The following is a 25,640-nucleotide window of genomic DNA, read 5'->3' on the forward strand; positions in this document are numbered from 1 at the left end:
CTACCTCCAGCCACCCACCCCCTCCGACCAGCCGCCCCACCTCCAGCCGCCCCCTCAAACCCCCATCTCCGCCGCCACCCTCCCCACCCGCACAGCCCCCACCAACCCCGCATGATCCGCCTCGGTCCGGTCCGCGTAGGCCACCGCGAACGCGGCCACCGCCTCGTCCAGTTCCTCGCTCTTGCCGCAGTACCCCGCCACCACCCGGGGATCGGCGCTGTGCGAATGGGCCCGGGCCAGCAGCGCCCCCGTCATCCGGGCGTAGTCGTCGAGCTGGTCGGCGGCCAGCGCGGCCGGGTCGACGCTCCCCTTGCGATTGCGGAACTGCCGTACCTGGAAAGGCCGTCCCTCGACGGTGGTCCACCCCAGGAGGATGTCGCTGACGACCTGCATCCGCTTCTGCCCGAGCACGACCCGCCGCCCCTCGTGCTCGGCCGGCCCCGCCTCGAAACCGGCCGTCAGCAGATGCGGGACGAGCACGGAAGGCCGGGCCTCCTTCACCTGGAGGACGAGCGGCTCGCCCCGGTGGTCGAGGAGCAGGACCACGTACGAGCGCGTCCCCACACTCCCCGTCCCCACGATCCGGAACGCGACGTCATGGACAGTGTGCCGGGCGAGCAGCGGGAGACGGTCCTCGGAGACGGTCGTCAGATAGTGCTCGAGGGACGCCGTCACGGCCGCCGCCTCCGCGTCCCCCACCCGCCGCAGCACGGGCAGCGCGTCCACGAACCGCCGCCCGCCGTCCTCCGTCGGCTCGGTCGACCGCGCCGCGAACCGCCCGCTGGTGTTGGCGCGGGCCTTCTCGGAGACCCGCTCCAGGGTGCCGAGCAGGTCATGGGCGTCGGTGTGGGAGACCAACTCCTCGTCGGCGATGGCGTTCCAGGCGTCCAGGACAGGCAGCTTGGCCAGCAGCCGCATCGTGCGCCGGTAGGAGCCCGCCGCGTAGTGGGCCGCCGTACGGCACACGTCCTCATCCGCGCCGGCCTCCCGCCCGGCCAGCACCAGCGACGCCGCCAGCCGCTTCAGGTCCCACTCCCAGGGGCCGACGACGGTCTCGTCGAAGTCGTTCAGATCGATGACCAGGCCGCCGCGCGCGTCGCCGTACAGGCCGAAGTTGGCGGCGTGGGCGTCGCCGCAGAGCTGGGCGGTGATCCTCGTGGACGGCGTGCGCGCGAGGTCGTACGCCATGAGGCCCGCCGAGCCGCGCAGGAACGCGAACGGCGAGGCCGCCATGCGGCCCACCCTTATGGGCGTCAGTTCCTCGATGCGGCCCTGGTTGGACTCCTCGACGGCCGCCACCGCGTCCGGGCGGCCGGCGTCGGCCTCGAACTCCCGGTGAGCCGACCGCGGCACCAGCCGCCGCAGCGCCTTCCCCTCCTCCTTGCCCGCCCCACGCCCCTCTTCGGCGAACCCGGCAACCCGCGGCAACCGCCGCCCCGCACGCCCACCTTCGGCCACGACAACCGCCTCCCCCACACACGCTCGAACATCAACTCGCCCCGACGCTACAGCCCCCACCCAAAACCCGTCACTCCCTGTGGATAACCCCCTACTTGTGGAAATCCTCCCCACCCACCCGAAGCGACACCCCACCGGCCACCACCCCAGGAAGCCCCCCGCCACCGCAGTGAGAACTTCCTCACAGCGGCACCCGAAGAACAACACCACCCCGGCGTACCGTGAGCGCGTGCCGACGCAGCAGTGGAGCAACAGGTTGAGCGACGAAGGGCTCGCGCGGCTCCAGGCCTCCCTCGTGCAAGGCATGCTCATGTTCACGGCCGCCCCCCTCGGCGGCGGCCCGACCGTACGCGGCGTCCTGCCGGCGTCCGGCGTACGCGGCACCGGACGCGTCATCGTCTGGGACGGCCAGGACATCGAGACCTCGGCCTCCTACGACCTGCCCTTGGTGGACCACCACGGAGACAACATCCCGGTGTCCACCCTGGCCGCGGCCCTGCGCCAGGCAGTACGCCGGAGCCCCGCCCCCACCGCCGAAGAAGTACGGCAACACCTGGAGACCGGCCCCGAGTTCGACCTCACCGACGCCCTCCACTCCGCAGTAGCCGGAATCACCCCCGCAGGCCCCCGCGACGAAGCAGGCGCCGTGAGCCCAGGCGTCACCGGGCTCGCCGCCGCCCTGCCCTCCCTCATCTCCGCCGACCAGCTCCGGTACAACCCCTCGGACGCCGTCGACCCGTACTGCTCCGAGGTGTTCGACCTGACCCACTGGTGAGAGACACCTCACACCAAAGGAAAATCACACAACCGCCGCCCCACCAACAAACATCAACACACAACGAAAAGACCCCCCAGCTCAAAGAGCTGAGGGGCCTCACTGTGCGCGAGGGGGGAGTTGAACCCCCACGCCCTTGCGGGCACTGGAACCTGAATCCAGCGCGTCTGCCTATTCCGCCACCCGCGCATTTGGGTGTGTCTTCCGGTTCCGCACCCTTTCGGGCTGGCCCCTTCCGACATGCAGAACATTAGCACGCCCCGGACGGAGGAATCACCTCGCTTCCCAGCCCCCCACGACCCCCCGTCCCCGCAGGTCCGCACCCCCCGAGCACCCCCCGAGCACCCCCACCGCCCGCCCCCCTGTCCCACCCCGATGCCCATCACGTATCAACCTCGTACCGGTGTCCCCCCCTTCTCCCGGCAAGCAGGGGCAAGCAGGGCGAGCTCCACAGTCGGGTGCGGGACACTGGTCCTTGAGCGCCTCTACGATCCAGGGCAGCGGCTCTCCACGGGGAACCGGCTGATTCACCGCCACGTGGATACGATCAGTAACACCAGCTACGACGGAGGAGGTGCCCCATGGGAGTCCTGAAGAAGTTCGAGCAGCGCCTGGAAGGGCTGGTCAACGGCACCTTCGCCAAGGTGTTCAAGTCCGAGGTCCAGCCCGTGGAGATCGCCGGCGCGCTCCAGCGCGAGTGCGACAACAACGCCCAGATCTGGAACCGGGACCGCACGGTCGTACCGAACGACTTCATCGTCGAGCTGAGCACGCCCGACTACGAGCGGCTCAGCCCCTATTCCGGACAGCTCGGCGACGAACTGGCCGGAATGGTGCGCGACTACGCGAAGCAGCAGCGCTACACGTTCATGGGCCCGATCAAGGTCAGCCTGGAGAAGGCGGACGACCTCGACACCGGCCTGTACCGGGTCCGCAGCCGCACCCTCGCCGGGTCCAGCAGCAGCGAGGCCCCCGTACCCGGCGGCAACAGCCCGTACGGCGGCCAGCCGCAAGGCCAGCAGCACCCCGCCGCGCCCCCCATGCCCCCCGGCCCTCCCCCCGGCGGACGCCCGGGCGGATACGGCTACCCGCCTCCTGGACAAGGAACCGCCGGACAAGCACAAGGCGGCGGCCTAGCCGGCGCCCCCGCCCCCGGCTCCCGCACCCGCCACTGGGTCGAGATCAACGGCAACCGCCACCAGATCACCCGCCCCACCCTGGTCCTCGGCCGCTCCACCGAGGCCGACGTCCGCATCGACGACCCGGGAGTCTCCCGCCGGCACGCCGAGATCCGCACCGGATCGCCGTCGACCGTGCAGGACCTCGGCTCCACCAACGGCATCGTGGTGGACGGACAGCACACCACCCGCGCTACGCTCCGCGACGGCTCGCGGATCGTCGTGGGCAGCACCACCGTTATCTATAGGCAAGCCGAAGGGTGAAGCGGGGGCAATGTCAGAGCTGACCCTCACGGTCATGCGGCTGGGTTTCCTGGCCGTCCTGTGGCTGTTCGTGATCGTGGCCGTGCAGGTCATCCGCAGCGACCTGTTCGGTACGCGCGTCACCCAGCGCGGCTCGCAGCGCGGCGGGCGGCGCGGTGACGGCCGCGGCCAGCAGCAGGCCCAGCGCCAGCAGACCGCAGCGCCACCGCAGCAGCGCCAGCAGCAGCCCGCCTCCGGGGGGCGCAGGGGCCGTAACGCCCCGTCCAAGCTGGTCGTCTCCGAGGGCACCCTCACGGGCACCACGGTCGCGCTCCAGGGGCAGACCATCACGCTGGGCCGGGCGCACGACTCGACGATCGTGCTGGACGACGACTACGCCTCCAGCCGCCATGCCAGGATCTACCCGGACCGCGACGGCAACTGGATCGTCGAGGACCTGAACTCCACCAATGGCACGTACCTCGACCGAACGCGGCTGACGACCCCCACGCCGATCCCGCTGGGCGCGCCGATCCGCATCGGCAAGACCGTCATCGAGCTGCGGAAGTAGTGCTGCATCATGAGTGAGCGCGAGCGGAGCGGGCACACAGCGGGAGGGTGGGCGGCGTGGCGCGACACGACCGGCTGTACCCGGAGCCGACGGGCGGGGTGCGCATGAGCCTGTCACTGCGCTTCGCCGCCGGATCGCACAAGGGCATGATCCGCGAGGGCAACGAGGACTCCGGTTACGCGGGCCCCCGCCTGCTCGCCATCGCCGACGGCATGGGCGGCGCCGCCGCCGGCGAGGTGGCCTCCTCGGAGGCGATCTCCACGATCGTCGCGCTCGACGAGGACATCCCCGGCTCCGACGTCCTCACCTCCCTCGGCACGGCCGTCCAGCGCGCCAACGACCAGCTGCGCTCGCTGGTCGACGAGGACCCGCAGCTGGAGGGCATGGGGACGACCCTCACCGCCCTGCTGTGGACCGGCCAGCGCCTGGGCCTCGTCCACGTCGGCGACTCGCGCGCCTATCTGCTGCGCGACGGGGTGCTGACCCAGATCACGCAGGACCACACGTGGGTGCAGCGGCTGGTCGACGAGGGGCGGATCACCGAGGAGGAGGCGACGACCCACCCGCAGCGCTCCCTGCTGATGCGGGCGCTCGGCTCCGGCGACCATGTCGAACCCGACCTCTCCATCCGTGAAGTCCGGGCGGGCGACCGGTATTTGATCTGCTCCGACGGCCTCTCCGGCGTCGTCTCCCACCAGACCCTGGAAGAGACCCTGGCGTGCTACCAGGGCCCCCAGGAGACCGTCCAGGAGCTCATCCAGCTCGCCCTGCGCGGCGGCGGACCCGACAACATCACCGTGATCGTCGCGGACGTCCTCGACCTCGACACCGGCGACACTCTCTCGGGGCGGCTGTACGACACCCCGGTCGTCGTCGGCGCCGTCGCCGAGAACCAGCATCAGCAGCCGCACGACAACGGGATCATGCAGACCCCGGCCGGACGCGCGGCCAGCCTCGGGCGCCACCGGGCCCCCGGCGGCGGCGAGTTCGGGCCGCCCGGCTCCGGCGACGTGACCGGGTTCATCCCCGCGGGCAGCTTCGGGGAGTACTCCGACGACGACTTCGTGAAGCCGGGCGCGGGCCGCAAGTGGCTCAAGCGCTCCCTCTACACCGCCCTCGCCCTCGCCGTCATCGGCGGCGGGCTCTACGGCGGCTGGCGCTGGACGCAGACCCAGTACTACGTCGGCGCCAAGGGCGAACACCTCGCCCTGTACCGGGGGATCAGCCAGGACCTGGCCTGGCTGTCGCTGTCGCAGGTGGAGAAGGACCACCCCGAGATCGAACTCAAGTACCTGCCGCAGTACCAGCAGAAGCAGGTCGAGGCCACGATCTCGGCCGGCAGCCTCGGCAACGCCGAGAAGAAGATCGACGAACTCGCCGTCCAGGCCTCCGCCTGCAAGAAGCAGACGGAGGACGCCGGTTCGGGAACCGGATCGTCCTCGTCCACGTCCAAGGCATCGCCCAGCCCGTCGACCTCGACCTCACCGGCCACACCCGCTCCGAGCACGTCGGCGAAGGCCACCCCGTCCGCCGAACCCAGCCCCGGCCCCACCCTCTCGGAGGAAGAGAAAGAGGTCGTCTCGCTGTGCGGCAAGCAATAGGCAAGCCGTGAGAGGCCCCGTCACACGATGAGCAGCACTACCAACACGCCGACGCACCACACGTCCACGATCGGTGCCATCGGCGCGCCGAGCAGACGCAACACCGAGCTGGGACTGCTGGTCTTCGCGGTCCTCATCCCGGTGTTCGCCTACGCCAACGTGGGCCTCGCCATCAACGAGCAGGTGCCGTCCGGGCTGCTCGCCTACGGCCTGGGCCTCGGCCTGCTGGCCGGCGTCGCCCACCTCGTCGTACGGAAGTTCGCGCCCTACGCGGACCCGCTGCTGCTGCCGCTGGCGACGCTGCTGAACGGTCTGGGGCTGGTCGCCATCTGGCGGCTCGACCAGTCGAAGCTGCTCCAGCAGATCAACCAGGCCGGGACCGCGGCGCCCCGGCAGCTGCTGTACACGGCGCTGGGCATCGCGTTCTTCATCGTGGTGCTGATCTTCCTCAAGGACCACCGGGTCCTCCAGCGCTACACGTACATCTCGATGGCCGGCGCGATCGTCCTGCTGCTGCTGCCGCTGGTGCCCGGCCTCGGGCAGAACATCTACGGCGCGAAGATCTGGATCTCGGTCGCCGGATTCTCCATCCAGCCCGGTGAGTTCGCGAAGATCGTGCTGGCGATCTTCTTCGCCGGCTACCTGATGGTGAAGCGCGACGCCCTGGCCCTCGCCAGCCGCCGCTTCCTCGGGCTCTACCTGCCGCGCGGACGCGACCTCGGGCCGATCCTGGTCGTCTGGTTCCTGTCGATCCTGATCCTGGTCTTCGAGACCGACCTCGGCACCTCGCTGCTGTTCTTCGGCATGTTCGTGATCATGCTGTACGTCGCCACCGAGCGGACCAGCTGGATCGTCTTCGGTCTGCTGATGTCCTCGGCCGGCGCGGTCGGCGTCGCCAGCTTCGAACCGCACGTCCAGCAGCGCGTCCAGGCGTGGATGGACCCGTTCAACGAGTACAAGCTCTCCCAGGCGGGCCAGGCGGGCCACTCCGAGCAGGCCATGCAGGCGCTGTGGGCGTTCGGCTCCGGCGGCACGCTGGGCACCGGCTGGGGCCAGGGCCACTCCGAGCTGATCCGGTTCGCCGCCAACTCCGACTTCATCCTCGCCACCTTCGGCGAGGAACTGGGCCTGGCCGGCCTCATGGCGCTGCTGCTGCTGTACGGGCTGATCGTCGAGCGCGGCATCCGTACCGCCCTCGCCGCCCGCGACCCCTTCGGCAAGCTCCTCGCCATCGGCCTGTCCGGCGCGTTCGCCCTCCAGGTGTTCGTCGTCGCCGGCGGTGTCATGGGCCTGATCCCGCTGACCGGTATGACCATGCCGTTCCTCGCGTACGGCGGTTCGTCGGTGATCGCCAACTGGGCGCTCATCGGCATCCTCATCCGGATCAGCGACACGGCCCGCCGCCCGGCCCCGGCCCCCGCCTCGAACCCCGACGCCGAGATGACCCAGGTGGTCCGTCCCTCATGAACAAACCCCTGCGCCGCGTCGCGGTCTTCTGCGGCCTGCTCATCCTCGCCCTGCTGGGGCGCGACAACTGGCTCCAGTACGCCAAGGCGAACGAGCTGGCGAGCGACACCAACAACCGCCGCGTCAACATCACCCGCTACTCGATCCCGCGCGGCGACATCATCGTCGACGGCAAGGCGATCACCGGCTCGGTGGAGACCACCGGCGACTACAAGTACAAGCGGACCTGGAAGGACGGCGCGATGTGGGCGCCGATCACCGGGTACTCGTCGCAGGCGTTCGGCTCCACCCAGCTGGAGAAGCTGGAGGACGGCATCCTCTCCGGCACCGACGACCGCCTCTTCTTCCGCAACACCCTGGACATGCTCACCGGCAAGCAGCGCGAGGGCGGCAGCGTCGTCACCACCCTCAACGCCGCCGCGCAGAAGGCCGCGTACGAGGGCCTGGGCGACAAGAAGGGCGCGGTCGCCGCGATCGACCCGGCCACCGGCAAGATCCTGGCGCTGGTCTCGACGCCGTCGTACGACCCCTCGACGTTCGCGGGGAAGTCCGACAAGGACTCCGTGGCGTGGAACGCGCTCCAGAAGACGAAGAACGCCGACGACCCGATGCTGAACCGGGCGCTGCGCGAGACGTACCCGCCGGGGTCGACGTTCAAGGTCGTCACGGCCGCCGCGGCGCTGGAGAACGGCGTGGTCTCGGGGATCGACGACGCGACCACCACCCCGGACCCGCTGCCGCTGCCGCTGTCCACGAGCAAGCTCACCAACGAGCACGGCACCTGCGAGAACGTCAGCCTGCGCGAGGCGCTGCGGATCTCCTGCAACACCGTCTTCGGCAAGATGTCCGACGACGTCGGCAACAAGAAGATGATCGCGCAGGCGGAGAAGTTCGGCTTCAACGAGGCGAAGCTGGACACCCCCGTGCGCGCCGCCGAGTCGGTCTTCCCCGAGGACAACCGGCCGCAGAACATCCTCGACGGCATCGGCCAGGGCTCGACGCGCACCACGCCGCTCCAGATGGCCATGGTCGCCTCCGCGATCGCCGACGACGGCAAGCTGATGAAGCCGTACATGGTCGACTCGCTCAAGGCGCCGAACCTCGACACCCTCTCCACCACCGAGCCGCAGGTCCTGGACCAGGCGGTCTCCTCCGCGACCGCGCAGAAGCTCCAGCAGATGATGGAGACGGTGGTCAAGACGGGTACCGGGACCAACGCCCAGATCGACGGCGTCACCGTCGGCGGCAAGACCGGTACCGCCCAGCACGGCCTCAACAACAGCGAGAAGCCGTACGCCTGGTTCATCTCCTACGCCAAGCTGTCCGACGGCTCCTCGCCGGTCGCGGTCGCGGTGGTCGTCGAGGACGGCTCCGCCAACCGTGACGACATCTCCGGCGGCGGTCTCGCGGCGCCGATCGCGCGGGACGTGATGAAGGCAGTCATCGGCAGCAAGAAGTGACCCCGCTCACGTCGGCACCGGATCGGCGCACGTTGCGATACCGGTCCGGTATCGAGTAACAGGCTTGGCCAGGTCACACAGAGCGAGCCGGGTAGCGTATGCCCGGACGGCAGCCTCGGGCCCGCGGGCCCAGACCGACGGAGAGGGCTGGTAGTAGACATGGAAGAGCCGCGTCGCCTCGGCGGCCGGTACGAGCTGGGCCAGGTGCTCGGCCGTGGTGGCATGGCGGAGGTCTACCTCGCGCATGACACCCGCCTGGGACGCACCGTGGCGGTGAAGACGCTGCGCGCGGACCTCGCGCGCGACCCTTCCTTCCAGGCCCGGTTCCGCCGGGAGGCCCAGTCGGCCGCCTCTCTCAACCACCCCGCGATCGTGGCGGTCTACGACACGGGCGAGGACTACATCGACGGGGTCTCGATCCCGTACATCGTCATGGAGTACGTCGACGGCTCCACGCTGCGCGAACTCCTGCACTCCGGGCGCAAGCTGCTGCCGGAGCGCTCGATGGAGATGACGATCGGCATCCTCCAGGGCCTGGAGTACGCGCACCGCAGCGGGATCGTGCACCGCGACATCAAGCCGGCGAACGTCATGCTGACGCGCACCGGCCAGGTCAAGGTCATGGACTTCGGCATCGCCCGCGCGATGGGCGACTCCGGGATGACGATGACGCAGACCTCCGCGGTCATCGGCACCGCCCAGTACCTCTCGCCGGAGCAGGCCAAGGGTGAGCAGGTGGACGCGAGATCCGACCTGTACTCGACGGGCTGTCTCCTCTACGAGCTGCTGACGGTCCGGCCGCCCTTCGTGGGCGACTCCCCGGTGGCCGTCGCCTACCAGCACGTCCGCGAGGAGCCGCAGCCCCCGTCGGTCTTCGACCCGGAGATCACTCCGGAGATGGACGCGATCGTCCTCAAGGCCCTCGTCAAGGACCCCGCCTACCGCTACCAGTCGGCCGACCAGATGCGCGCCGACATCGAGGCCTGCCTCGACGGCCAGCCGGTCCAGGCCACGGCCGCGTTCGGCGCGGTCGGGTACGGCGGCTACGGCGACGACCAGGCGACGACCGCGATGCGGGGCGCCGACGCGGGCGCGACGACGATGATGCCGCCGATGGGCGCGGGCGGTCCCGGGGACGACGGCTTCGGCTACGACGACCGGCAGGGCCGGCGCCGGCAGCAGCAGAAGAAGTCGAACACCTCGACGATCGTGCTCGTGGTCGCGGCGATCCTGGTGCTGATCGGGGCGATCTTCATCGGGAAGCAGTTCTTCGGGAGCGACGGGGTCAGCAACAACTCCTTCCCCGCGCCGAACTTCGTCGACCAGACGGAGACGCAGGCGCAGCAGATGGCGACCAACTCCGATCTCAAGCTGACGATCACCAAGAAGCCCTGCGAGAACACCGAGACCGGGAAGGTCTGTTCGCAGGACCCGAAGGCGGGGACGACGGTCGACAAGCAGTCGACGGTCACTCTGGTCGTCTCGACCGGGGCGCCGAAGGTCGCGGTGCCGAGTGTCCTGGGCAAGGACGTGGACGCGGCGACGTCGCTCCTTGAGGGCGACGAGTACCAGTTCACGGTGAAGACGAAGACCCAGGTCTCCTCCGAGACCGAGGGCACCGTCCTCGACCAGGACCCGAAGCTGGGCAGCGAGGTCGAGAAGGGCACGACGATCACCCTCACGGTCGCGAAGGCCGAGGAGAAGGCGACGGTCCCTGACGTCTCGGGCCTCAACTGCGCGGACGCCAAGTCGCGGATGCAGCAGAACGGGCTGAGCGGCAACTGCACCGAGGTGGACGTCCAGGACCAGAACCAGGTCGACAAGGTCGTCTCGACCAGCCCGTCCATCGGCTCCCAGGCCGACAAGGGCTCGACGGTCCAGATCCAGATCGGCCGGAGCGTCCAGACCCAGGTCCCGAACAACCTCCAGGGCCTGTCCCTGAAGGACGCCAAGCAGGCCATCCAGAACGCGGGCCTGAACGTCGGCAACATCACCGGCTCCCAGGACGACAACGCCCAGGTCATCGGCTCCGACCCGAGCCCGGGCAGCACGGTGAACAAGGGCACCACGGTCAACCTGATCGCCATCGCCACGAACAACGGCAACAACGGCGGCAACAACAACGGGGGCGGCACCTTCTTCGGCGGAGCGACGGGGACGTCGCTCCGCACGGAGGACTAGCCGAGTTCCTTGGGCGGGGTCCGGGCCGCGTCGACCTTCTCGGTCCGGACCAGTTCGCCCCAGACCACGTACCGGTAGCGGCTCGTGTAGACCGGGGTGCAGGTGGTCAGGGTGATGTAGTGGCCCGCCTTCTCCGTGCCCGCTTCCTTCGGGATCTGGGAGAGGACCTTGACGTTGTACTTCGAGGTCTCGGGGAGGATCGAGAAGACCTTGTAGACGAACCAGGTGTCCCGGGTCTCGAAGACGATCGGGTCGCCGTTCTTCAGCTTGTCGATGTCGTGGAACTTGGCGCCGTGGCCGTCGCGGTGCGCGGCGAGGGTGAAGTTGCCCTCCTTGCCGCTCGTGGGGAGCGTGGCCGCCACGGGGTCGGTGTAGTAGCCGGCGACACCTTCGTTGAGGACGTCGGAGTCGGTGCCCTTCTCCACCAGCACCTCGCCGTTCTTCATGGCGGGGACGTGGAGGAAGCCGATGCCCTCCTTGGTGTCGAGCGCGCCCGGCGTCTCGGGCTTCGCCCAGTCCTCCCGGACCTTGTCCGCCTCCCGCCCGGCGTTGCGGTCGGCGATGACGTTGGTCCACCACAGGGAGTAGGCGACGAACAGGCCGAGGATCAGCCCGGCGGTGATGAGCAGTTCCCCCAGGACGCTGACGGCCGTCGCCAGCCGCCCGCCCCGGCGCCGGGGCGCGGGGGTGCCGGTGTGCGGTACGTCGGTCGTCGCTGTCACGTGTCTTCGCCCCTACTCGACGAGCGCATCCGGCTTCCCCTTGCTGCGCGGCCGTTCCTCGACCATCTTGCCCCAGACGATCAACCTGTACTTACTGGTGAACTCCGGGGTGCACGTCGTCAGGGTGATGTAACGGCCGGGCCGCGTGAACCCGGAACCGGGCGGAATCGCGTCCAAAACGCTGGTATTACTGGGCGAGGTGACCGGCAGCATGGAGGCCATCTTGTAGACGTAGTACTCGTCCTGCGTCTCTACGACGATCGCGTCACCGGGCTGCAAACGGTTGATGTAGCGGAACGGCTCGCCATGGGTGTTGCGGTGCCCGGCGAGCCCGAAGTTCCCGGTCTTCGCGTCCGGCATGGCCGTCGTCAGCGCGCCCTCGCCGTAGTGCCCGACCATCCCCTTGTCGAGCACCTGCTTGTTGCTGACGCCCTCGGCGATGGGGACGACGACGTCGAGCTTGGGGATGTGCAGCAGCGCGAACCCCTGTCCCGCGGAGAACGTGCCGACCTCGCGCTTGCCGCTGGACCAGTCGTCCTGGAGCTTGCTGGCCTCGCTGCCGGCCTGCGCGTGCGCGCGGACGTTCGTCCACCACAGCTGGTAGCTGACGAACAGCAGCATCAGCACACCGGTCGTGATGAACACTTCCCCGACCGCCCGGCTCGCGACCACCGCGGCCCCGGGCTTGCGCGCCTTCGCCTGCCGCCGCGCCTCGACCCGCGACAGCGGCGCCGAGGATGCCTGCGGCAAGGCGGCTGGCTCACCACCACGCCTACGACGGCCCCCGTGCCCCTTGGCGGCCTTTCTGCGGGCCGCGCGCCCCCCGAGCGGCAGCAGAGCGCCGGAGCCGTCTGCGGTCCCCGCAGAGGCGGATATGGGCTCACCGCCGAAAGGGAGCCCGGATATCCGCAGCGCCACGGTCTCCTCGTCGGCCGGACCGTCGTAACCGCCGTAGCCGTACGCGGCCCCGCCCCCGTACGACTCCTCGCGCTCGGGGCGCAGCGCGGTCACGCCGTGGCCCTGCCCACCACCGGGGCGAGCCCCGCCGACCTCGCCACCGCGTCGTGGTCGCCGCACTCGGTGAGCCAGTTGGCCAGCATCCGGTGCCCGTGCTCGGTGAGGACCGACTCGGGGTGGAACTGGACGCCCTCGACGGGGAGTTCCCGGTGGCGCAGGCCCATGATGATGCCGTCCTCGGTGCGGGCGGTGACCTCGAGCTCGGCGGGGACGGTCGCGGGTTCGGCCGCGAGGGAGTGGTAGCGGGTCGCCGTGAAGGGGCTGGGCAGGCCCGCGAAGACGCCCTTGCCGGTGTGCTCCACGAGGGAGGTCTTGCCGTGCAGCAGCTCGGGCGCGCGGTCGACGACGCCGCCGTAGGCGACCTGCATGGACTGCATACCGAGGCAGACACCGAAGACGGGGACGCCGGTCGCGGCGCAGTGCCGGACCATCTCGATGCAGACGCCGGCCTCCTCGGGGGTGCCGGGGCCGGGCGAGAGCAGAACGCCGTCGAAACTGTCCTGGGCATGCGAGGTGGAGACCTCGTCGTTGCGCAGGACCTCGCACTCGGCGCCCAGCTGGTACAGGTACTGGACCAGGTTGAAGACGAAGCTGTCGTAGTTGTCGACGACGAGAATGCGCGCGCTCACTGGTTGTCCACCGTCACATCGTTGAAGGGAAGCAGCGGTTCGGCCCACGGGAAGACGTACTGGAAGAGGACGTAGACGACAGCCAGGACCAGCACGATCGAGATCAGTGCCTTGATCCACGCATTGCCTGGCAGATGCCGCCAGATCCAGCCGTACATGCCGTCCCTTCCGTCGTACCACGGCACCAGACTCACGCCGTACCGCACCAGACTAACGGCGCAGGGCGGCGGGCTTGCCTTCGTCCACAGGCTGTGTGGAGTCGAGGTGCCCCCAGACGATGAGCCGGTGGCTGTGGCCCCATTCCGGATCGCACGTGGTCAGCGTGAGATACCGGCCCGGGCCGGTGTACCCCGAGGTACGTGGGACAGGGTCGATCACCTCAACGTCGGTGGGAACGGTTTTGTAGGGGCCTTTGTCGATCCGATACGTGAACCAGGTCGTGCCGTCGCTGAGCACGACCGCGTCGCCGGGGCGCAGTTCGGGGAAGTCCTTGAAGGGGTCGCCGTAAGTGCGGCGGTGGCCCGCGACGGCGAAGTTGCCGATCTGGCCGAGGGCGGCGGTGTCCGCGTAGTGGCCGAGGCCCTTTTGCAGGGTGGCGGTGTCGGTGCCCTGGAGGACGGGCTTGTTCCACGTGAAACCAAGGCGGGGGATGTACATCACGGCGAAGGGCTGCCCCTGCGCATATGTCTTCGGTATCGCTGGGGACGCCTGGGGCCGGGGTTGCTGCCAGCGGGTTTCGAGCCGCTGGACCTGGACCGCCATGTCGTGGTCGGCCCGGACGCCGGTCCAGAAGAGCACGTAGACGACGAAGAGGACGATCAGGGTGCCGGCGGTGAGGCACAGTTCGCTGACGGTCCTGACGATCCCCCGCAATGACACGAAGGCCCCCTGGCGGCGTGAGCTACTCCACGGGCTTGGCGTAGTGCAGGTCCACTGTGCCCGAGTAGCCGGGCAGAGTCACCGTGCCGTCGTCGGTGACCTTCCAGCCGAGGCCGTAGACGTCGACGTAGACCATGTAGTTCTGGATCGCCTTGGCGGCGCCGAGGGCCTCTTTGAGTTTCTGGGGGTCGCCGACGGCCTGGATCTTGTAGGGCGGGGAGTAGACGCGGCCCTGGAGGATCAGGGTGTTGCCGACGCAGCGGACGGCGCTGGTGGAGATGAGGCGCTGGTCCATGACCTTGATGCCCTGGGCGCCGCCCTGCCAGAGGGCGTTGACGACTGCCTGGAGGTCCTGCTGGTGGATGACCAGGTAGTCGGGCTGGGGCTCGGGGTAGCCGGGGAGCTTGGCGGTGGCGTTCGGCGGGGCGTCGTCGAGGGTGACGGTGAGGGCCTTGCCCTTGAGGGGTTCGGTGCCGGCCACGGCCTCCAGGGCGGCGAGTTTTCCGTCCTCGGCGGCGCCCGGGGTCTTGTCCGCCTCGGTCAGGGTCTCGATCTGCCGGCGCACGCCCGCGTTGGCCTCGTCCTGCTCGCCGTTCTTGCGGCTGCGCTCCTGGATCAGGTCGCTGAGCTTCAGCAGGGAGGCGTCCGTGCGGATGTTCGTACCCTTGGCGGTGTCGAAGCTCGTGAAGAAGATCAGCCCCGCGAGAGCGAAGACGGCGGCCGTCAGCATCCGCATCGGCCGGACCCGGGCCGTGCGGCCTGGGCGGGAACCCGTTGATCCTGTCCCGGGGGAGTCGGCAGAATTGCTCAACGTACCGTTATCTCCTTCGGCGCCGTAGAAGCACTACGCTAACGGACGCCCGTGGGAGCGCTCTGTGTCCCCCTTGCCAGCAGGAGAGACCCTCGTGCCGAAGTCACGTATCCGTAAGAAGGCCGATTACACGCCGCCCCCGGCGAAGCAGGCGACCAGCATCAAGCTGGGCAGCAGCTCCTGGGTGGTGCCGGTGATGCTGGCGATGTTCCTGATCGGGCTGGCCTGGATCGTGGTCTTCTATGTCACCGACGGTTCACTGCCCCTGGACGCGCTGGGGAACTGGAACATCGTGGTCGGCTTCGGTTTCATCGCCGCCGGGTTCGGTGTCTCCACACAGTGGAAGTAGCCCGCTGAGCAGGCTCTGACCACAGCTGTTCGGTGAGTTATCCACAGGCCAGGGCTTGTTGTCCACACGGTGGGGAAAAAGAACGACGATCTGTGGATAACCTCTCGGGTGTTGACGCCGGTACGACGAATCAACCGGTCTTCGAAAACCCGTACGCCCCCTGTCCGACCTGCGAAAACGCCGGTCGGTGACAGGGGGCGCAGCTGTTCTCGCACAATGTGCACAGGACCTGCCACACACTGTGGACAAGTGGTCGCTCAGGTGAGCTGAGCGGTCCTCAACAGCGTGACGACGACCACGGCGGCCAGCACCAGCGCACAGACCCCGTACTGGATCAGCGCCCGCCGCTCCCGGGGCGCGTAGACCATCGCGACGCCGATCCCGACGCCCGCGACGAGCCCGCCGATATGGGCCTGCCAGGCGATGCCGCTGAACCCGAACGTGATGATGAGGTTGATCACCAGCATCGCGATGATCGGCCGCATGTCGTAGCGCTGGCGGCGGACCAGGACCGCGATCGCGCCGAAGAGGCCGAAGATCGCGCCGGACGCGCCGAGGGAGGCCGCGTTGGGCTCGGCGAGCAGATACGTCAGCGCGGAACCGGCCAGACCGGAGACGAAATACAGCGTGAGGTACCGGGCCCGGCCGAGCGCCGCCTCCAACGGGCCGCCGATCCACCACAGGCTCAGCATGTTCGACAGGATGTGGATGTAGCTGCCGTGCAGGAACATCGAGGTCACCAGGCGGTACCACTGGCCCTCGGCGACGCCCTGGATCTGGGTCTCGCTGAGGTAGGGCACCCAGGCGCGGCCGATGAGGTCGAACCGGTCGGTGAACGCGTTGCCCTTGGCCTGCTGGACCAGGAACACGGCGACGCAGACGCCCAGGATGATCTTCGTGACCAGCCGGGGGTCGGACGCGATGGTGCCGCCCGCGATCGTGCGCGGCCGGTTCGCCGTCGGCGCGTGTCCCGTCCCCGAGCCGGTCCGTACGCACTCCGGGCACTGGAAGCCGACCGAGGCGCTGACCATGCACTCCGGGCAGATCGGACGCTCGCAGCGGGTGCAGCGCACGCCGGTCTCACGGTCCGGGTGGCGGTAACAGCCGGACAGCCCGGGGGCCTCCGGCCGCCCGCCTTGCGCCTGGTCCACAGGGTCCCCCTCGCGGGTCATGGGTGGGTCGTATGCAACACATTGCCCCGCTCTTCCCTACGGACGAGCGGGGCGAAAGGTTCCCGGGGATCCTCCCAGGAAGGGGTGCCGTTTGAGAAGGTCAGCGCTTCTCGACGACGACGGACTCGATGACGACGTCCTTCACCGGGCGGTCGTTGCGGCCGGTCGGGGCCTTGGCGATCGCGTCCACGACCTCGGCGCCCTGGGTGACCTTGCCGAAGATGGTGTGGCGGTTGTTCAGGTGCGGGGTCGGGCCCACGGTGATGAAGAACTGCGAGCCGTTGGTGCCCGGACCGGCGTTGGCCATGGCCAGCAGGTAGGGCTCGCTGAACTTCAGCTCGGGGTGGAACTCGTCCGCGAACCGGTAGCCGGGGCCGCCGGTGCCATTGCCCAGCGGGTCACCGCCCTGGATCATGAAGCCGGAGATAACCCGGTGGAAGACGGTCCCGGCGTACAGGCTGTCCGTACGCGGCTGGCCGGTCTTCGGGTCGGTCCACTGACGCTCACCCGTAGCGAGCCCGACGAAGTTCTCGACCGTCTTCGGGGCGTGGTTCGGGAACAGTTCGATCTCGATGTCGCCGTGGTTGGTCTTGAGGGTGGCGTAGAGCTTCTCGGCCACGGGTGTGCCTTTCGTCGACTTCTTTAACCCCCCGATCCTCGCACGGCCGCCCGGCCCCCGTCTTCCGGCACCCGTATGCCCGCCTCCGCGCGCCCCGGGCGCCGGAAACAGGCATGATCCGCAAAGGGGTGGACAGCAGATAAAAGGGCTGAACCCCCAACGCCACCGAGAAGGAGGTTGTTGTGACCCGCATCGACAGCGTGCGCGCCGCGACCGGTACGGCGAAGGACAGCGTGCTGCACGCCGCGGAAGCGGTGGCGCCCTACGCCGACACGGCCAAGGAACTGGCCGCACAGTACGCACAGGAAGCCCGTGTCCGGCTCGCGCCGAAGATGTCCCTCGCCGCCGAGCAGGCCCGGGCCCAGTACGGCACCCATGTGGCGCCGCGGATCGAGCAGGCCCGCACCCATGTGCCGCCGAAGCTCGACCAGGCCGCCCAGGAGACCGCGGCCCGGACCATGCTGGCCGCCCGGCAGGCCGCCGAGTACTCCCGGCCCCGGATCGAGCAGGCGGTGGCCGCGGCCGGGCCCGCCCGGGAGGAGGCCGCGCTGCGGGGCGCCGCCGCGCTGGCCGCGCTGCGCGGCGGGGTCACTCCGCAGCAGATCGAGAAGCTGGCCCGCGCGAACCGGCGGCGCTGCCGGGCCGCCGGGTTCGCCAAGACCGCGCTCGTCCTCGGCCTCGTCGCCGGCGGTGCCTACGCGGCCTGGAAGTGGTGGGACCGGCAGGCCAACCCCGACTGGCTGGTCGAGCCGCCGGAGGCCACCGAGGTGGGGCTCAAGTCCGTCGACGGGCTCGATCCTGAGGTGGCGGCGAAGGAGGCGGAAGAGGCGGCGCACCGGGAGGGGCGCGGCTGACTCGGATCGCCTGTACAGGGCCCGGTGTTTCACGTGAAACACCGGGCCCTTTGGCGTGCGTTGGGTGATCCTTCGCGCACCGGACCTCCCCAACTTGCCGCGCGGCAAGGAGAGCTACGGTAAAGTTATTTACCGAATACTTACGCGAGATCGCATACCTACGCGCGTTGGACGAGAGGGGCGTGACATGTACCAGGGCATTCGTACCGTACGTGTCGACAACGCCGCCCGCGACGGCGTACCTGATACCGACCGCAGCCTCTAGCGCTGCCGCAGCCGCCGGTCCCCTCCCCGCGACCGGCGCCCGTCTGCCGTATCACCACTGACTCGCCAACTCCCCTTCCGCACCGCCCACTTCACACGTCGCCCGTACGACGTGCCCACGACCGCGCCGATCCGACGGAGGTCACCCACCCGTGCACGACACCACCGCCATGCTCATAGAACTCGGGGCGATGATCCTCGCCCTGGGTCTGCTGGGACGCCTCGCCGGACGCGTGGGCTTCTCCCCGATACCCCTGTACCTCCTCGCCGGGCTCGCCTTCGGCCAGGGCGGCATCTTCCCCATGGAGGCCAGCGAGGAGTTCGTCGCGACCGGCGCCGAGATCGGCGTCGTCCTGCTGCTTCTGCTGCTCGGCCTGGAGTACAGCGCGTCCGAGCTGGTCACCACCCTTCGCACCCAATACCCCTCCGGCGCAGTCGACTTCGTCCTCAACGCGACCCCCGGCGCGGTGATGGCGCTGCTGCTCGGCTGGGGGCCGGTGGCCGCCGTCGCGCTCGCCGGGGTCACCTGGATCTCGTCGTCCGGGGTGATCGCCAAGGTCCTCGGGGAACTGCGCCGGCTCGGCAACCGGGAGACGCCGGTCGTCCTCGGCATCCTGGTCATGGAAGACCTCGCGATGGCCGTCTACCTGCCCATCCTCACCGCCGTCCTCGCCGGGGTGAGCCTCGCGGGCGGGGCGGTGACGCTGCTGATCTCGCTGGGCACCGTGGGCGCGGTCCTGTACGTCGCGCTGCGGCACGGCCGGCTGGTCAGCAGGGCCGTCGCCTCCGACAGCGCCGAACTGCTGCTGCTCGTCGTCCTCGGCCTGACCCTGCTGGTCGCCGGGATCGCCCAGCACCTCCAAGTCTCCGCCGCCGTCGGCGCGTTCCTCGTCGGCATCGCCCTGTCCGGCGAGGTCGCGGAGGGCGCCGGAGCCCTGCTGACCCCGCTGCGGGACCTCTTCGCGGCCGTCTTCTTCGTCTTCTTCGGACTGCACACCGACCCCACGGCCATCCCCCCGGTCCTGCTCCCCGCCCTGGCCCTCGCGTTCGTCACCAGCTGCACGAAGATCGCCACCGGCTACTGGGCCGCACGCCGGGCGGGCATCTCCGTCGCGGGCCGCTGGCGGGCCGGTGGAGTTCTCGTCGCGCGCGGCGAGTTCTCCATCGTCATCGCCGGCCTCGCGGTCGGGGTGGAACCCCGCATCGGCCCGCTCGCCACCGCCTACGTCCTCATCCTCGTCCTGCTCGGCCCGCTCACCGCCCGCTGGACCGAACCCCTGGTCCGCCGGCTGCCCAAGCCGGCCCGCGTCGGCGCCGCCCAACGGGAGGCCGCCCATGCGAGCGGCTGAACGCACGGTACGCCGATCCGTCCCCCGCCCGGCCCGCCGTACCGGCGCCCAGAACCCGGGTGCCCCCGGCAGGCGTCGTAGCGCACAGGTGACCAGTGAGGAGGCGTACGGCGTGGAGGGGGTACTGGGTGTCGGTGAGGCCCTGTTCGTGGAGGGGTTCGCGGAGATGCTGGTGGACGCCGCGGGGACCGGGCGGCGGCTCACCCGCGACGAGATCGAGTCACGGCGCGCGCTCGGGGCACGCGCCGCGGAGGCCGGCGTCGGCTGGCGGCAGCTGGTGCGGGCCTATCTCGCCGCCGGCCGCGCACACCGGCCGCCCCGCGCCGACCTCGACAGCGTGCTGAGCGTCCTGGAACAGGCCGTCGACGCCTTCGCCGACGGCTACGACCGCGCCCAGCGGCTCGTCGTGCGCAAAGAGGAGGCCGCGCGGCGGGAGTTCATCGACGATCTGCTGCACGGCCTCGGCGATCCCGGCCAACTCGCCGCCCGCTCCGAACGGTTCGGACTGCGCCTCTCCCGCGCCCACGCCGTCGCCGTCGCGGAGGGCCCCGAGGTCTACGACGAGACCGACCCCGTCCCCAGACAGGTCGCCGGCGAGCTGTTCGCGCGGTTCGAGGGCCGGCGCATCCTGTTCACCACCAAGGACGGACGGATGGTGTGCGTGGCCCCCGGCGACCAGGAGGACGTCCTCGTCCACTTCGCCAAACTCGTGCACGCCACGACCGAGGGGGCGGGCCAGGTCGCGATCGGCCGCACCCGCACCGGCCCCGTCGGCATCGGCCACTCCTACGAGGAGGCGCTGAACGCCCTCGACGTCGCCCAGCGGATGGGCTTCGACGATCCCCTGCTGCGCGCCGCCGACCTCCTGGTCTTCCCCGTACTGGCCCGCGACCGCCAAGCCCTCGTCGACCTCGTCCACCACACCCTGCACCCCCTGGAGCAGGCGCGCGGCGGGGCCCAGCCCCTGCTGGACACCCTGACCGCCTACTTCGACACCGGCTGCGTCGCGGCAGCCGCGGCCCGGCAGCTCTCGCTGAGCGTGCGCGCCCTGACCTACCGGCTGGAACGCATCCACACCCTGACCGGCATCGACCCCGCCGACCCCGCGCAGCGGTACACCCTCCAGACGGCCGCCATCGGGGCACGGCTCCTCAACTGGCCTTCCAGACCGCTGTGATGAGCCGGACAGATCTCAACTGACCGCAGTGGATGGGAGAATCGGGTGCCCTGTGGGGCGCGAAAGGATGTGTCGGCATGATCGAGTGGACCCACTTCGGCACCGGTGCCCGGCCCGTGCCCGAGCCGGTGGCGACGCCGCTGGTGTGGGCCGGGGCGTCCGCGGGCGCGCTGCTGCTGGTCGCGGTGCTCAACACCACCGTCGGCATGGACCGTCCGGTCCTCGCCCTGACCGTCCTCTCCGCCCTCGCCGCCCTCCTCGGCCTCTGCGCCCGCTTCACGGCGGCTCCCGGTACGGCCGTCCTGTGCTGGCTCTTCCTCAACGGCTTCGCGATCCCGCCGACGGGGATTCTGACGTGGACGGTCTCCCGGGATGTGTTGTGGCTGTGCTGTCTGTTGGGGGCAGCGTTGTTGGGGACGGCGTTGGCGCGGATGCTGGATGCGAGGGCGGCGTATCGGAGGGTTTCGCCGGGGGTGGAGTAGGGGGGTGAGGGGCGCGTTGGGGGGCGGCGTTGGGGGGTGTGTTTCACGTGAAACGTCGCCGGAAGGGTGTTTCACGTGAAACACGGCTGAGCGGGGCCGGGGGGTTCAGGGGGGCTTCGGGTTCCTGGAGTTGCTCGGGCTAGGGCACCCTCGGGATCGTCTCGTGCGGTCTGTTCGTCGGCTCGTAGCGGTCTCCTGTGCGCTCCTCCGGCGTCAGCGTCGTATGCACGGCCCGGGCGATCCGCTGGATCGTCGTCACGCCGTACTCCATGCTGTCGTTGCCGTGGGTCAGGACGGTGATCGTGTATGTCCGGCCGCCGCCGATGAAGACCCCGCTGCTGTGCACCCGCCAGCCGTGCGACTCCCTCGGGAGCCAGCCGTTCTTGACGTGCGCGGTGACGGTGGCGGGGGCTCCGGCGGTCGTACCCCACTTCTGGTCCTTCACGACCTTGCTCATCAGGTCGAGGACGTAGGTGCGTGAGGTGGCCGTCAGGACCTTGTTGGGGGTGGTGAGGAGGGCCGTGAGGCGTTGCTGGTCGCGGACCGTGAGCTGGGTCAGGCCCCAGTAGCCGTAGGGGTTGGGGTCGGTCTGGGTCATGTCGGCGGCGGTGAGGAAGCGGCGGATCTTCGTGAGGCCGAGCTGGCTCCAGAGGGTGTCCGTCGCGCTGTTGCTGGACTTCGTGATCATCGATGTGGCCAGGGATCTCTCCTCGGCCGTCAGGGAGCGGTCGTGGTTCTGGGCGTCCCAGAGGAGGGCGGCCAGGACGCTCACCTTGACGACGCTCGCCGCGTCGAAGGGGGTGGTGGTGCGCAGGGAGCAGCGGGAGTTGGTGGTGCGGTCGTGGACACCGACGGCGATCGTGCCTTCGCGGCCGGAGAGGGCGGTGCCGATGCTTTTGCGGAGTCGGTCGGCTAGGGGTGGGGTGTCGGAGGTGCAGGAGAGTTGGGGGGCGGTGTGGGTTTTGTCGGTGTGGGTCTTGTCGGTGTGGGGCGGGGGTGTCTGCGGTGTTTCGGTGTGGGGCGTTGTGGCGCGAGCTGTCTCGGGGTGGGGCGTTGCAGCGTGGGGCGTTGCGGCGTGGGGCGTTGCGGCGTGGGGCGTTGCGGCGTGGGCCGGGGGTGCCGTGGTCAGGATCGCTGCGGCGCACAGGGCGGGGAGGGCGTGCCAGGCGGGCGGGGGCTTCATGCGTGGGCCGGGTTCGGGGGTGGGGTGATGACGGCGGGCGGGGGGTCGTACGGCTGGGGGACGTCGTACGGCTGGGGGTGCGGGGCGGTTCTCTCCGTGCCCGGTTTCACGCCGTAGACGTAGACCGCGTCCTCCAGCTCCAGGTTCGTCCAGAGTCTGCGGGCGTCGGCGTAGCGGAGGTTGACGCAGCCGTGGGAGCCGCCCGCGAAGAGGTCGCCGTAGGTGCCGTGCAGGGCCTGGCCTCCGTCGAAGAACTGGGCGTACGGCATGGGGGCGTTGTCGTACAGGTCGGAGTAGTGGTCCTCGTCGCGCCAGTACACGCGGTGCCAGCCGGTACGGGTCTCGGCGCCGTCGCGGCCCGAGCGGACCGGGACCGGCGGGTAGGTGATATCGCGGCCCCGCTGCACCCACATCAGCTGACGGGTGAGGTCGACACAGGCGACCCGGTAGGAACGGACCGGGCACTTCCCCGCGGCGTTCGGGTTCTTCGCGGCCTCGACGACCAGCATCATCCGGTACGTCGCGAGGCCTGCGTAGCCGTTCGCGGGGCGGAGGGACTGGCGGGTCTGGAAGGCGCGGATCGCCTGGCAGTCGGCGGGGGATTGGCGTCCGTCGACCGGGAGCTTGAGGTGGGTTTCCAGCTGGCGTTGGTAGGGGCCGGTGCCGGCGGTGCAGGGGGCGGGGGCTTGTGCGGGGGTGGGGGTGACGGCAGCTTGCGCGGGGGCGGGGGCTTCGGGGGCTCGCGCGGGGGCGACGGCTCGCGTGGCAATGGGGATCTCGGGGGGTCGCGCGAGGGTGGGGGATTCGGCGGCTCGCGCGAGGGGTTCGACATCGGCTCGCGCGGGAAGTGCGGCATCGGCTCGCGCAGAGATGGGGGCCTTGGGGGCTCGCGCGGGAAGTGCGGCGGCAGCTTGTGCGGGGGTGGGCGATTCGGCGGCTCGTGTGAGAGCGGAGGCCATGGCAGCTCGCGTGGGAGCGGGGGCTGCGGCGGCTTGCACAGGGGGGTCGACCTCTGTTTGCGCGGGGGATGCGGCCTCGGCCCGCGCGAGAGGTTCGACCTCGGCATGTGCGGGAGGCGCGGCCTCGACCTGCGCGGGGGTAGGCGATTCGGCGGCTCGTGTGAGAGCGGAGGCCATGGCAGCTCGCGTGGGAGCAAGGGCTGCGGCGGCTTGCGCAGGGGGGTCGACCTCTGCTTGCGCAGGGGATGCGGCCTCGGCTCGTGCGAGGGGTTCGACCTCGGCATGTGCGGGAGGTGCGGCATCGGCTCGCGCAGGGATGGGGGCCTCGGGGGCTCTCACGGAGGTGGGGGCTACGGCGGCGCGCGCGAGTGGTGCGGCCTCAGCTTGCGCGAGTGGTGCGGCCTCGGCTCGTGCAGAGGTGGGGAAGAGGGCGGCGCAGAGGAGGAGAGCGGGGAGGGGCAGTGTGGCGGATATGCGGGAGGTCGGGGGGTGGGGCACTGCTGCCTCCTGGGGGTGGGGGTGGGGGTGGGGAAGCAGCCTGCCCTTGTCGCTGACCAGAGCTGACGGGAGCTGTGCAACTTTGTCGCTGACGCGGGCTGTGCAGCTGCGTAGCTCTGGAGCTCTTGGGGGCCGGCCGGTGAACGCAGAAGTTCCACTCCCGTGGGGCGCTCATTCGGCCGGGGTGCGGTTTCCGCCCGATCGGCTCAGGTGCCGAGAGCTGGCCTGGACCGCTGGGGCCGGGCCGGACCGCCGGAGTCGCGCCAGACCGCCGGGGCCGCGCCGGACCGCCGGGGCCGGGCCGGACCGCCGGGGCCGGGCCGGACCACTGGAGTCGCGCCGGACCAAGGGTGGGCGCGCCGCTCGCCGGCAAGCCTTGCTCCACGCCCCGGCAAACTTCGCCCCCACGCAGATCGGCCCCCGCCTTCCTCTGCCCCCGCCCTCCTCGACCCCGCCCTCCTCAGCCCGCCCCCTCCTCAGCCGCCCCCAATTCCCCTCGCCCCCTCACCCTCCTAACCACCCCATTCCCCCTCGCCTCCACCTTCCTAGCCGCCCCGTTCCCCTCGCCCCCTCCCCCTCCCAGCCAGCCCCGTTCCCCCCGCCCCTCACACCCCTCCCCCGCACTCCATCCCCCACCCCCGCACCGGCTCATACGAATCATTGATCCGCGCCGGCTCCGAAGGTTTCCTCTTCGAGTCCGCCGGCGTCAGCTCCCTGTCCTCCCGCAGACGCCCGAACACCTCTGCCGCCCGTCTCTCGTCCCAGCGCAGGGTCGAACCCACGCCGGGGATGTTCTCGTTGAAGCCGCCGATCGGGACGGTCGCGAACTCCATTGCTGAAGGGGGCAGCTTTGTGAGGGTTCTTGCCAGGGACAGCAGGTTGGTGTCCTTGAAGCCCTGGTCGACCTTGACCGCGCCTAGGACGGTGCGGGTCAGGGGGAGGAGGTCTACGGGGTGGGAGCGGAGCCGTTTCAGGACGCCGACCAAGAAGCGCTGCTGGCGTTGGACACGGCCGATGTCGGCGGCGCCGTCGTACTTGCGGGAGCGGACGTACTGGAGCGAACCGCCGCCGTTCAAGTGGTGCACGCCGGGGGACAAGTCCAGCTTCGTGCCCGGGTCCTTGATCGGGTGCGCCGGGCAGACGTCCACCCCGCCCGCCTGGTCCACCGCGTCGATGAAGCGGCGGAAGTCCAGCTGGAGGTAGCGGTCGATCCGCAGCCCCGTCATCTCCTCGACCACCCGCACCGACAGCTTCGGCCCGCCCTCCTTGAACGCCGCGTTGATCTTCGCGTCGTGCTCGGGCACCTGCTCGCCGGTCCCGTCGTCGCGGTGGGCCGGGATCCGCGCGAGGGTGTCCCGGGGCAGACTCAGCACGCTGACCCGGTCCTGCGCGGCCGAGACATGGACCAGCATCAGCGTGTCCGTGCAGTGACAGGCCTCACCGCCGGCGTGATAGCGGCGCAGCTCGTCCCGGGTGAGGCCGATGCGGTCGTCGATCCCCATCAGAAGGATGTTCGTACCGGCACCGGCACCAAAGCCGACGCCAGCACGGGCACGGGCACCAACGCCAGCCCCAGCCCCAGCACCAGCACCAGCACCAGCACCAGCACCAACGCCAACACCGGCACCAACACCGGCACCAACGCCAGCCCCAACACCGGCACCAGCACCAGCACCAGCACCAGCACGGCCGCGCGGCAGACCCGAGCCCGAGCCGGAAACCAAGCCGCCGCCCGAACCCAC

Annotated in this window: 25 protein-coding genes and 1 tRNA gene; 12 read left to right on the forward strand and 14 right to left on the reverse strand. The window is 70.1% G+C overall.

Annotated features, from left to right (window positions below):
* Nucleotides 1–54: 54 nt before the first annotated feature.
* Nucleotides 55–1,458, reverse strand: a complete 1,404-nt coding sequence (locus ACYUD3_RS07055) for a DUF2252 domain-containing protein (RefSeq protein WP_470965351.1) — start codon at nucleotides 1,456–1,458, stop codon at nucleotides 55–57.
* A gap of 229 nt (nucleotides 1,459–1,687) precedes the next feature.
* Here ACYUD3_RS07055 and ACYUD3_RS07060 point away from each other — a divergent pair, with 229 nt between their 5' ends.
* On the forward strand, nucleotides 1,688–2,233 hold the full coding sequence (locus ACYUD3_RS07060; RefSeq protein WP_470965354.1) for a hypothetical protein: 546 nt from the start codon (nucleotides 1,688–1,690) through the stop codon (nucleotides 2,231–2,233).
* Nucleotides 2,234–2,338: 105 nt separating this feature from the next.
* On the opposite strand, the gene ACYUD3_RS07065 is transcribed toward ACYUD3_RS07060, so the two are convergent.
* A tRNA-Leu gene (locus tag ACYUD3_RS07065) sits at nucleotides 2,339–2,422 on the reverse strand.
* Between the two features lie 392 nt (nucleotides 2,423–2,814).
* Between ACYUD3_RS07065 and ACYUD3_RS07070 the strand changes: the two genes are divergently transcribed.
* The 6 genes from ACYUD3_RS07070 to pknB all read left to right on the forward strand — a co-directional run bounded on the left by ACYUD3_RS07070 (nucleotide 2,815) and on the right by pknB (nucleotide 10,934).
* On the forward strand, nucleotides 2,815–3,675 hold the full coding sequence (locus ACYUD3_RS07070; RefSeq protein WP_470965357.1) for an FhaA domain-containing protein: 861 nt from the start codon (nucleotides 2,815–2,817) through the stop codon (nucleotides 3,673–3,675).
* 10 nt (nucleotides 3,676–3,685) lie between these two features.
* The gene (locus tag ACYUD3_RS07075; protein WP_470965359.1) at nucleotides 3,686–4,225 is read left to right on the forward strand and encodes an FHA domain-containing protein FhaB/FipA; all 540 of its coding nucleotides are present in this window, start codon (nucleotides 3,686–3,688) and stop codon (nucleotides 4,223–4,225) included.
* A gap of 104 nt (nucleotides 4,226–4,329) precedes the next feature.
* Nucleotides 4,330–5,826 (forward strand): Stp1/IreP family PP2C-type Ser/Thr phosphatase, encoded by a 1,497-nt coding sequence (locus tag ACYUD3_RS07080; protein WP_470966060.1) that lies wholly within the window; start codon nucleotides 4,330–4,332, stop codon nucleotides 5,824–5,826.
* Between the two features lie 27 nt (nucleotides 5,827–5,853).
* Complete coding sequence (locus tag ACYUD3_RS07085) at nucleotides 5,854–7,293, forward strand: FtsW/RodA/SpoVE family cell cycle protein (RefSeq protein ID WP_470965362.1); 1,440 nt, start codon at nucleotides 5,854–5,856, stop codon at nucleotides 7,291–7,293.
* Nucleotides 7,290–8,753: a peptidoglycan D,D-transpeptidase FtsI family protein gene (locus tag ACYUD3_RS07090; RefSeq protein ID WP_470965365.1), complete on the forward strand. Its 1,464-nt coding sequence runs from the start codon at nucleotides 7,290–7,292 to the stop codon at nucleotides 8,751–8,753. Before ACYUD3_RS07085 ends, ACYUD3_RS07090 begins: the two co-directional genes overlap by 4 nt.
* Before the next feature lie 159 nt (nucleotides 8,754–8,912).
* A complete protein-coding gene (gene pknB, locus ACYUD3_RS07095) occupies nucleotides 8,913–10,934 on the forward strand; it encodes a Stk1 family PASTA domain-containing Ser/Thr kinase (RefSeq protein WP_470965368.1) in 2,022 nt (673 codons plus the stop codon).
* On the opposite strand, the gene ACYUD3_RS07100 is transcribed toward pknB, so the two are convergent.
* From ACYUD3_RS07100 to ACYUD3_RS07125, 6 genes are read right to left on the reverse strand one after another with little or no spacing between them, the layout of a single operon-like run.
* Nucleotides 10,931–11,656: a class E sortase gene (locus ACYUD3_RS07100; protein WP_470965371.1), complete on the reverse strand. Its 726-nt coding sequence runs from the start codon at nucleotides 11,654–11,656 to the stop codon at nucleotides 10,931–10,933. The two genes, pknB and ACYUD3_RS07100, sit on opposite strands and share 4 nt — an antisense overlap.
* A 12-nt stretch (nucleotides 11,657–11,668) precedes the next feature.
* On the reverse strand, nucleotides 11,669–12,667 hold the full coding sequence (locus tag ACYUD3_RS07105; RefSeq protein ID WP_470965375.1) for a class E sortase: 999 nt from the start codon (nucleotides 12,665–12,667) through the stop codon (nucleotides 11,669–11,671).
* On the reverse strand, nucleotides 12,664–13,302 hold the full coding sequence (locus ACYUD3_RS07110) for an aminodeoxychorismate/anthranilate synthase component II (RefSeq protein ID WP_470965378.1): 639 nt from the start codon (nucleotides 13,300–13,302) through the stop codon (nucleotides 12,664–12,666). The genes ACYUD3_RS07105 and ACYUD3_RS07110 overlap by 4 nt, the downstream gene beginning before the upstream one ends.
* Nucleotides 13,299–13,496, reverse strand: coding sequence for a hypothetical protein (locus tag ACYUD3_RS07115; protein WP_193555068.1), 198 nt, complete (start codon nucleotides 13,494–13,496; stop codon nucleotides 13,299–13,301). Before ACYUD3_RS07115 ends, ACYUD3_RS07110 begins: the two co-directional genes overlap by 4 nt.
* 16 nt (nucleotides 13,497–13,512) lie before the next feature.
* On the reverse strand, nucleotides 13,513–14,175 hold the full coding sequence (locus ACYUD3_RS07120; protein WP_470966063.1) for a class E sortase: 663 nt from the start codon (nucleotides 14,173–14,175) through the stop codon (nucleotides 13,513–13,515).
* 28 nt (nucleotides 14,176–14,203) lie between these two features.
* Entirely contained in the window at nucleotides 14,204–14,992 is a 789-nt protein-coding gene (locus ACYUD3_RS07125; RefSeq protein WP_470965382.1) for a DUF881 domain-containing protein, read from the reverse strand.
* Between the two features lie 94 nt (nucleotides 14,993–15,086).
* Here ACYUD3_RS07125 and crgA point away from each other — a divergent pair, with 94 nt between their 5' ends.
* Nucleotides 15,087–15,341 carry a cell division protein CrgA gene (crgA, locus tag ACYUD3_RS07130; protein ID WP_470965385.1) on the forward strand — a complete coding sequence of 85 codons (255 nt, stop codon included), beginning with the start codon at nucleotides 15,087–15,089 and terminating at the stop codon, nucleotides 15,339–15,341.
* 257 nt (nucleotides 15,342–15,598) lie between these two features.
* Here the strand turns inward: crgA and ACYUD3_RS07135 are convergent, their stop codons facing one another.
* Together ACYUD3_RS07135 and ACYUD3_RS07140 are read right to left on the reverse strand one after the other, a co-directional pair.
* The gene (locus ACYUD3_RS07135; protein WP_470965388.1) at nucleotides 15,599–16,513 is read right to left on the reverse strand and encodes a rhomboid family intramembrane serine protease; all 915 of its coding nucleotides are present in this window, start codon (nucleotides 16,511–16,513) and stop codon (nucleotides 15,599–15,601) included.
* A gap of 100 nt (nucleotides 16,514–16,613) precedes the next feature.
* Nucleotides 16,614–17,132, reverse strand: coding sequence for a peptidylprolyl isomerase (locus ACYUD3_RS07140; RefSeq protein WP_470965391.1), 519 nt, complete (start codon nucleotides 17,130–17,132; stop codon nucleotides 16,614–16,616).
* Nucleotides 17,133–17,314: 182 nt separating this feature from the next.
* On the opposite strand from ACYUD3_RS07140, the gene ACYUD3_RS07145 reads away from it, so the two are divergent.
* From ACYUD3_RS07145 to ACYUD3_RS07160, 4 genes are all read left to right on the forward strand, one after another.
* Nucleotides 17,315–17,986 (forward strand): DUF5324 family protein, encoded by a 672-nt coding sequence (locus ACYUD3_RS07145; RefSeq protein ID WP_470965394.1) that lies wholly within the window; start codon nucleotides 17,315–17,317, stop codon nucleotides 17,984–17,986.
* 416 nt (nucleotides 17,987–18,402) lie between these two features.
* Nucleotides 18,403–19,599 (forward strand): cation:proton antiporter, encoded by a 1,197-nt coding sequence (locus tag ACYUD3_RS07150; protein WP_470965397.1) that lies wholly within the window; start codon nucleotides 18,403–18,405, stop codon nucleotides 19,597–19,599.
* Between the two features lie 166 nt (nucleotides 19,600–19,765).
* Nucleotides 19,766–20,776, forward strand: coding sequence for a PucR family transcriptional regulator (locus tag ACYUD3_RS07155; RefSeq protein WP_470966066.1), 1,011 nt, complete (start codon nucleotides 19,766–19,768; stop codon nucleotides 20,774–20,776).
* Between the two features lie 77 nt (nucleotides 20,777–20,853).
* Nucleotides 20,854–21,258: a hypothetical protein gene (locus ACYUD3_RS07160; protein WP_470965400.1), complete on the forward strand. Its 405-nt coding sequence runs from the start codon at nucleotides 20,854–20,856 to the stop codon at nucleotides 21,256–21,258.
* A 139-nt stretch (nucleotides 21,259–21,397) separates the two neighbouring features.
* Here the strand turns inward: ACYUD3_RS07160 and ACYUD3_RS07165 are convergent, their stop codons facing one another.
* From ACYUD3_RS07165 to ACYUD3_RS07180, 4 genes are all read right to left on the reverse strand, one after another.
* Nucleotides 21,398–22,441, reverse strand: coding sequence for a serine hydrolase (locus tag ACYUD3_RS07165; protein ID WP_470965404.1), 1,044 nt, complete (start codon nucleotides 22,439–22,441; stop codon nucleotides 21,398–21,400).
* Entirely contained in the window at nucleotides 22,438–23,400 is a 963-nt protein-coding gene (locus ACYUD3_RS07170; protein ID WP_470965407.1) for a L,D-transpeptidase family protein, read from the reverse strand. Before ACYUD3_RS07170 ends, ACYUD3_RS07165 begins: the two co-directional genes overlap by 4 nt.
* Nucleotides 23,401–24,503: 1,103 nt before the next feature.
* A complete protein-coding gene (locus ACYUD3_RS07175) occupies nucleotides 24,504–25,400 on the reverse strand; it encodes an LCP family protein (protein ID WP_470965410.1) in 897 nt (298 codons plus the stop codon).
* Nucleotides 25,400–25,585, reverse strand: coding sequence for a hypothetical protein (locus ACYUD3_RS07180; RefSeq protein WP_470965413.1), 186 nt, complete (start codon nucleotides 25,583–25,585; stop codon nucleotides 25,400–25,402). Before ACYUD3_RS07180 ends, ACYUD3_RS07175 begins: the two co-directional genes overlap by 1 nt.
* Between the last annotated feature and the right edge of the window lie 55 nt (nucleotides 25,586–25,640).

This window comes from Streptomyces sp. AMJ-169 (genome assembly GCF_055597585.1).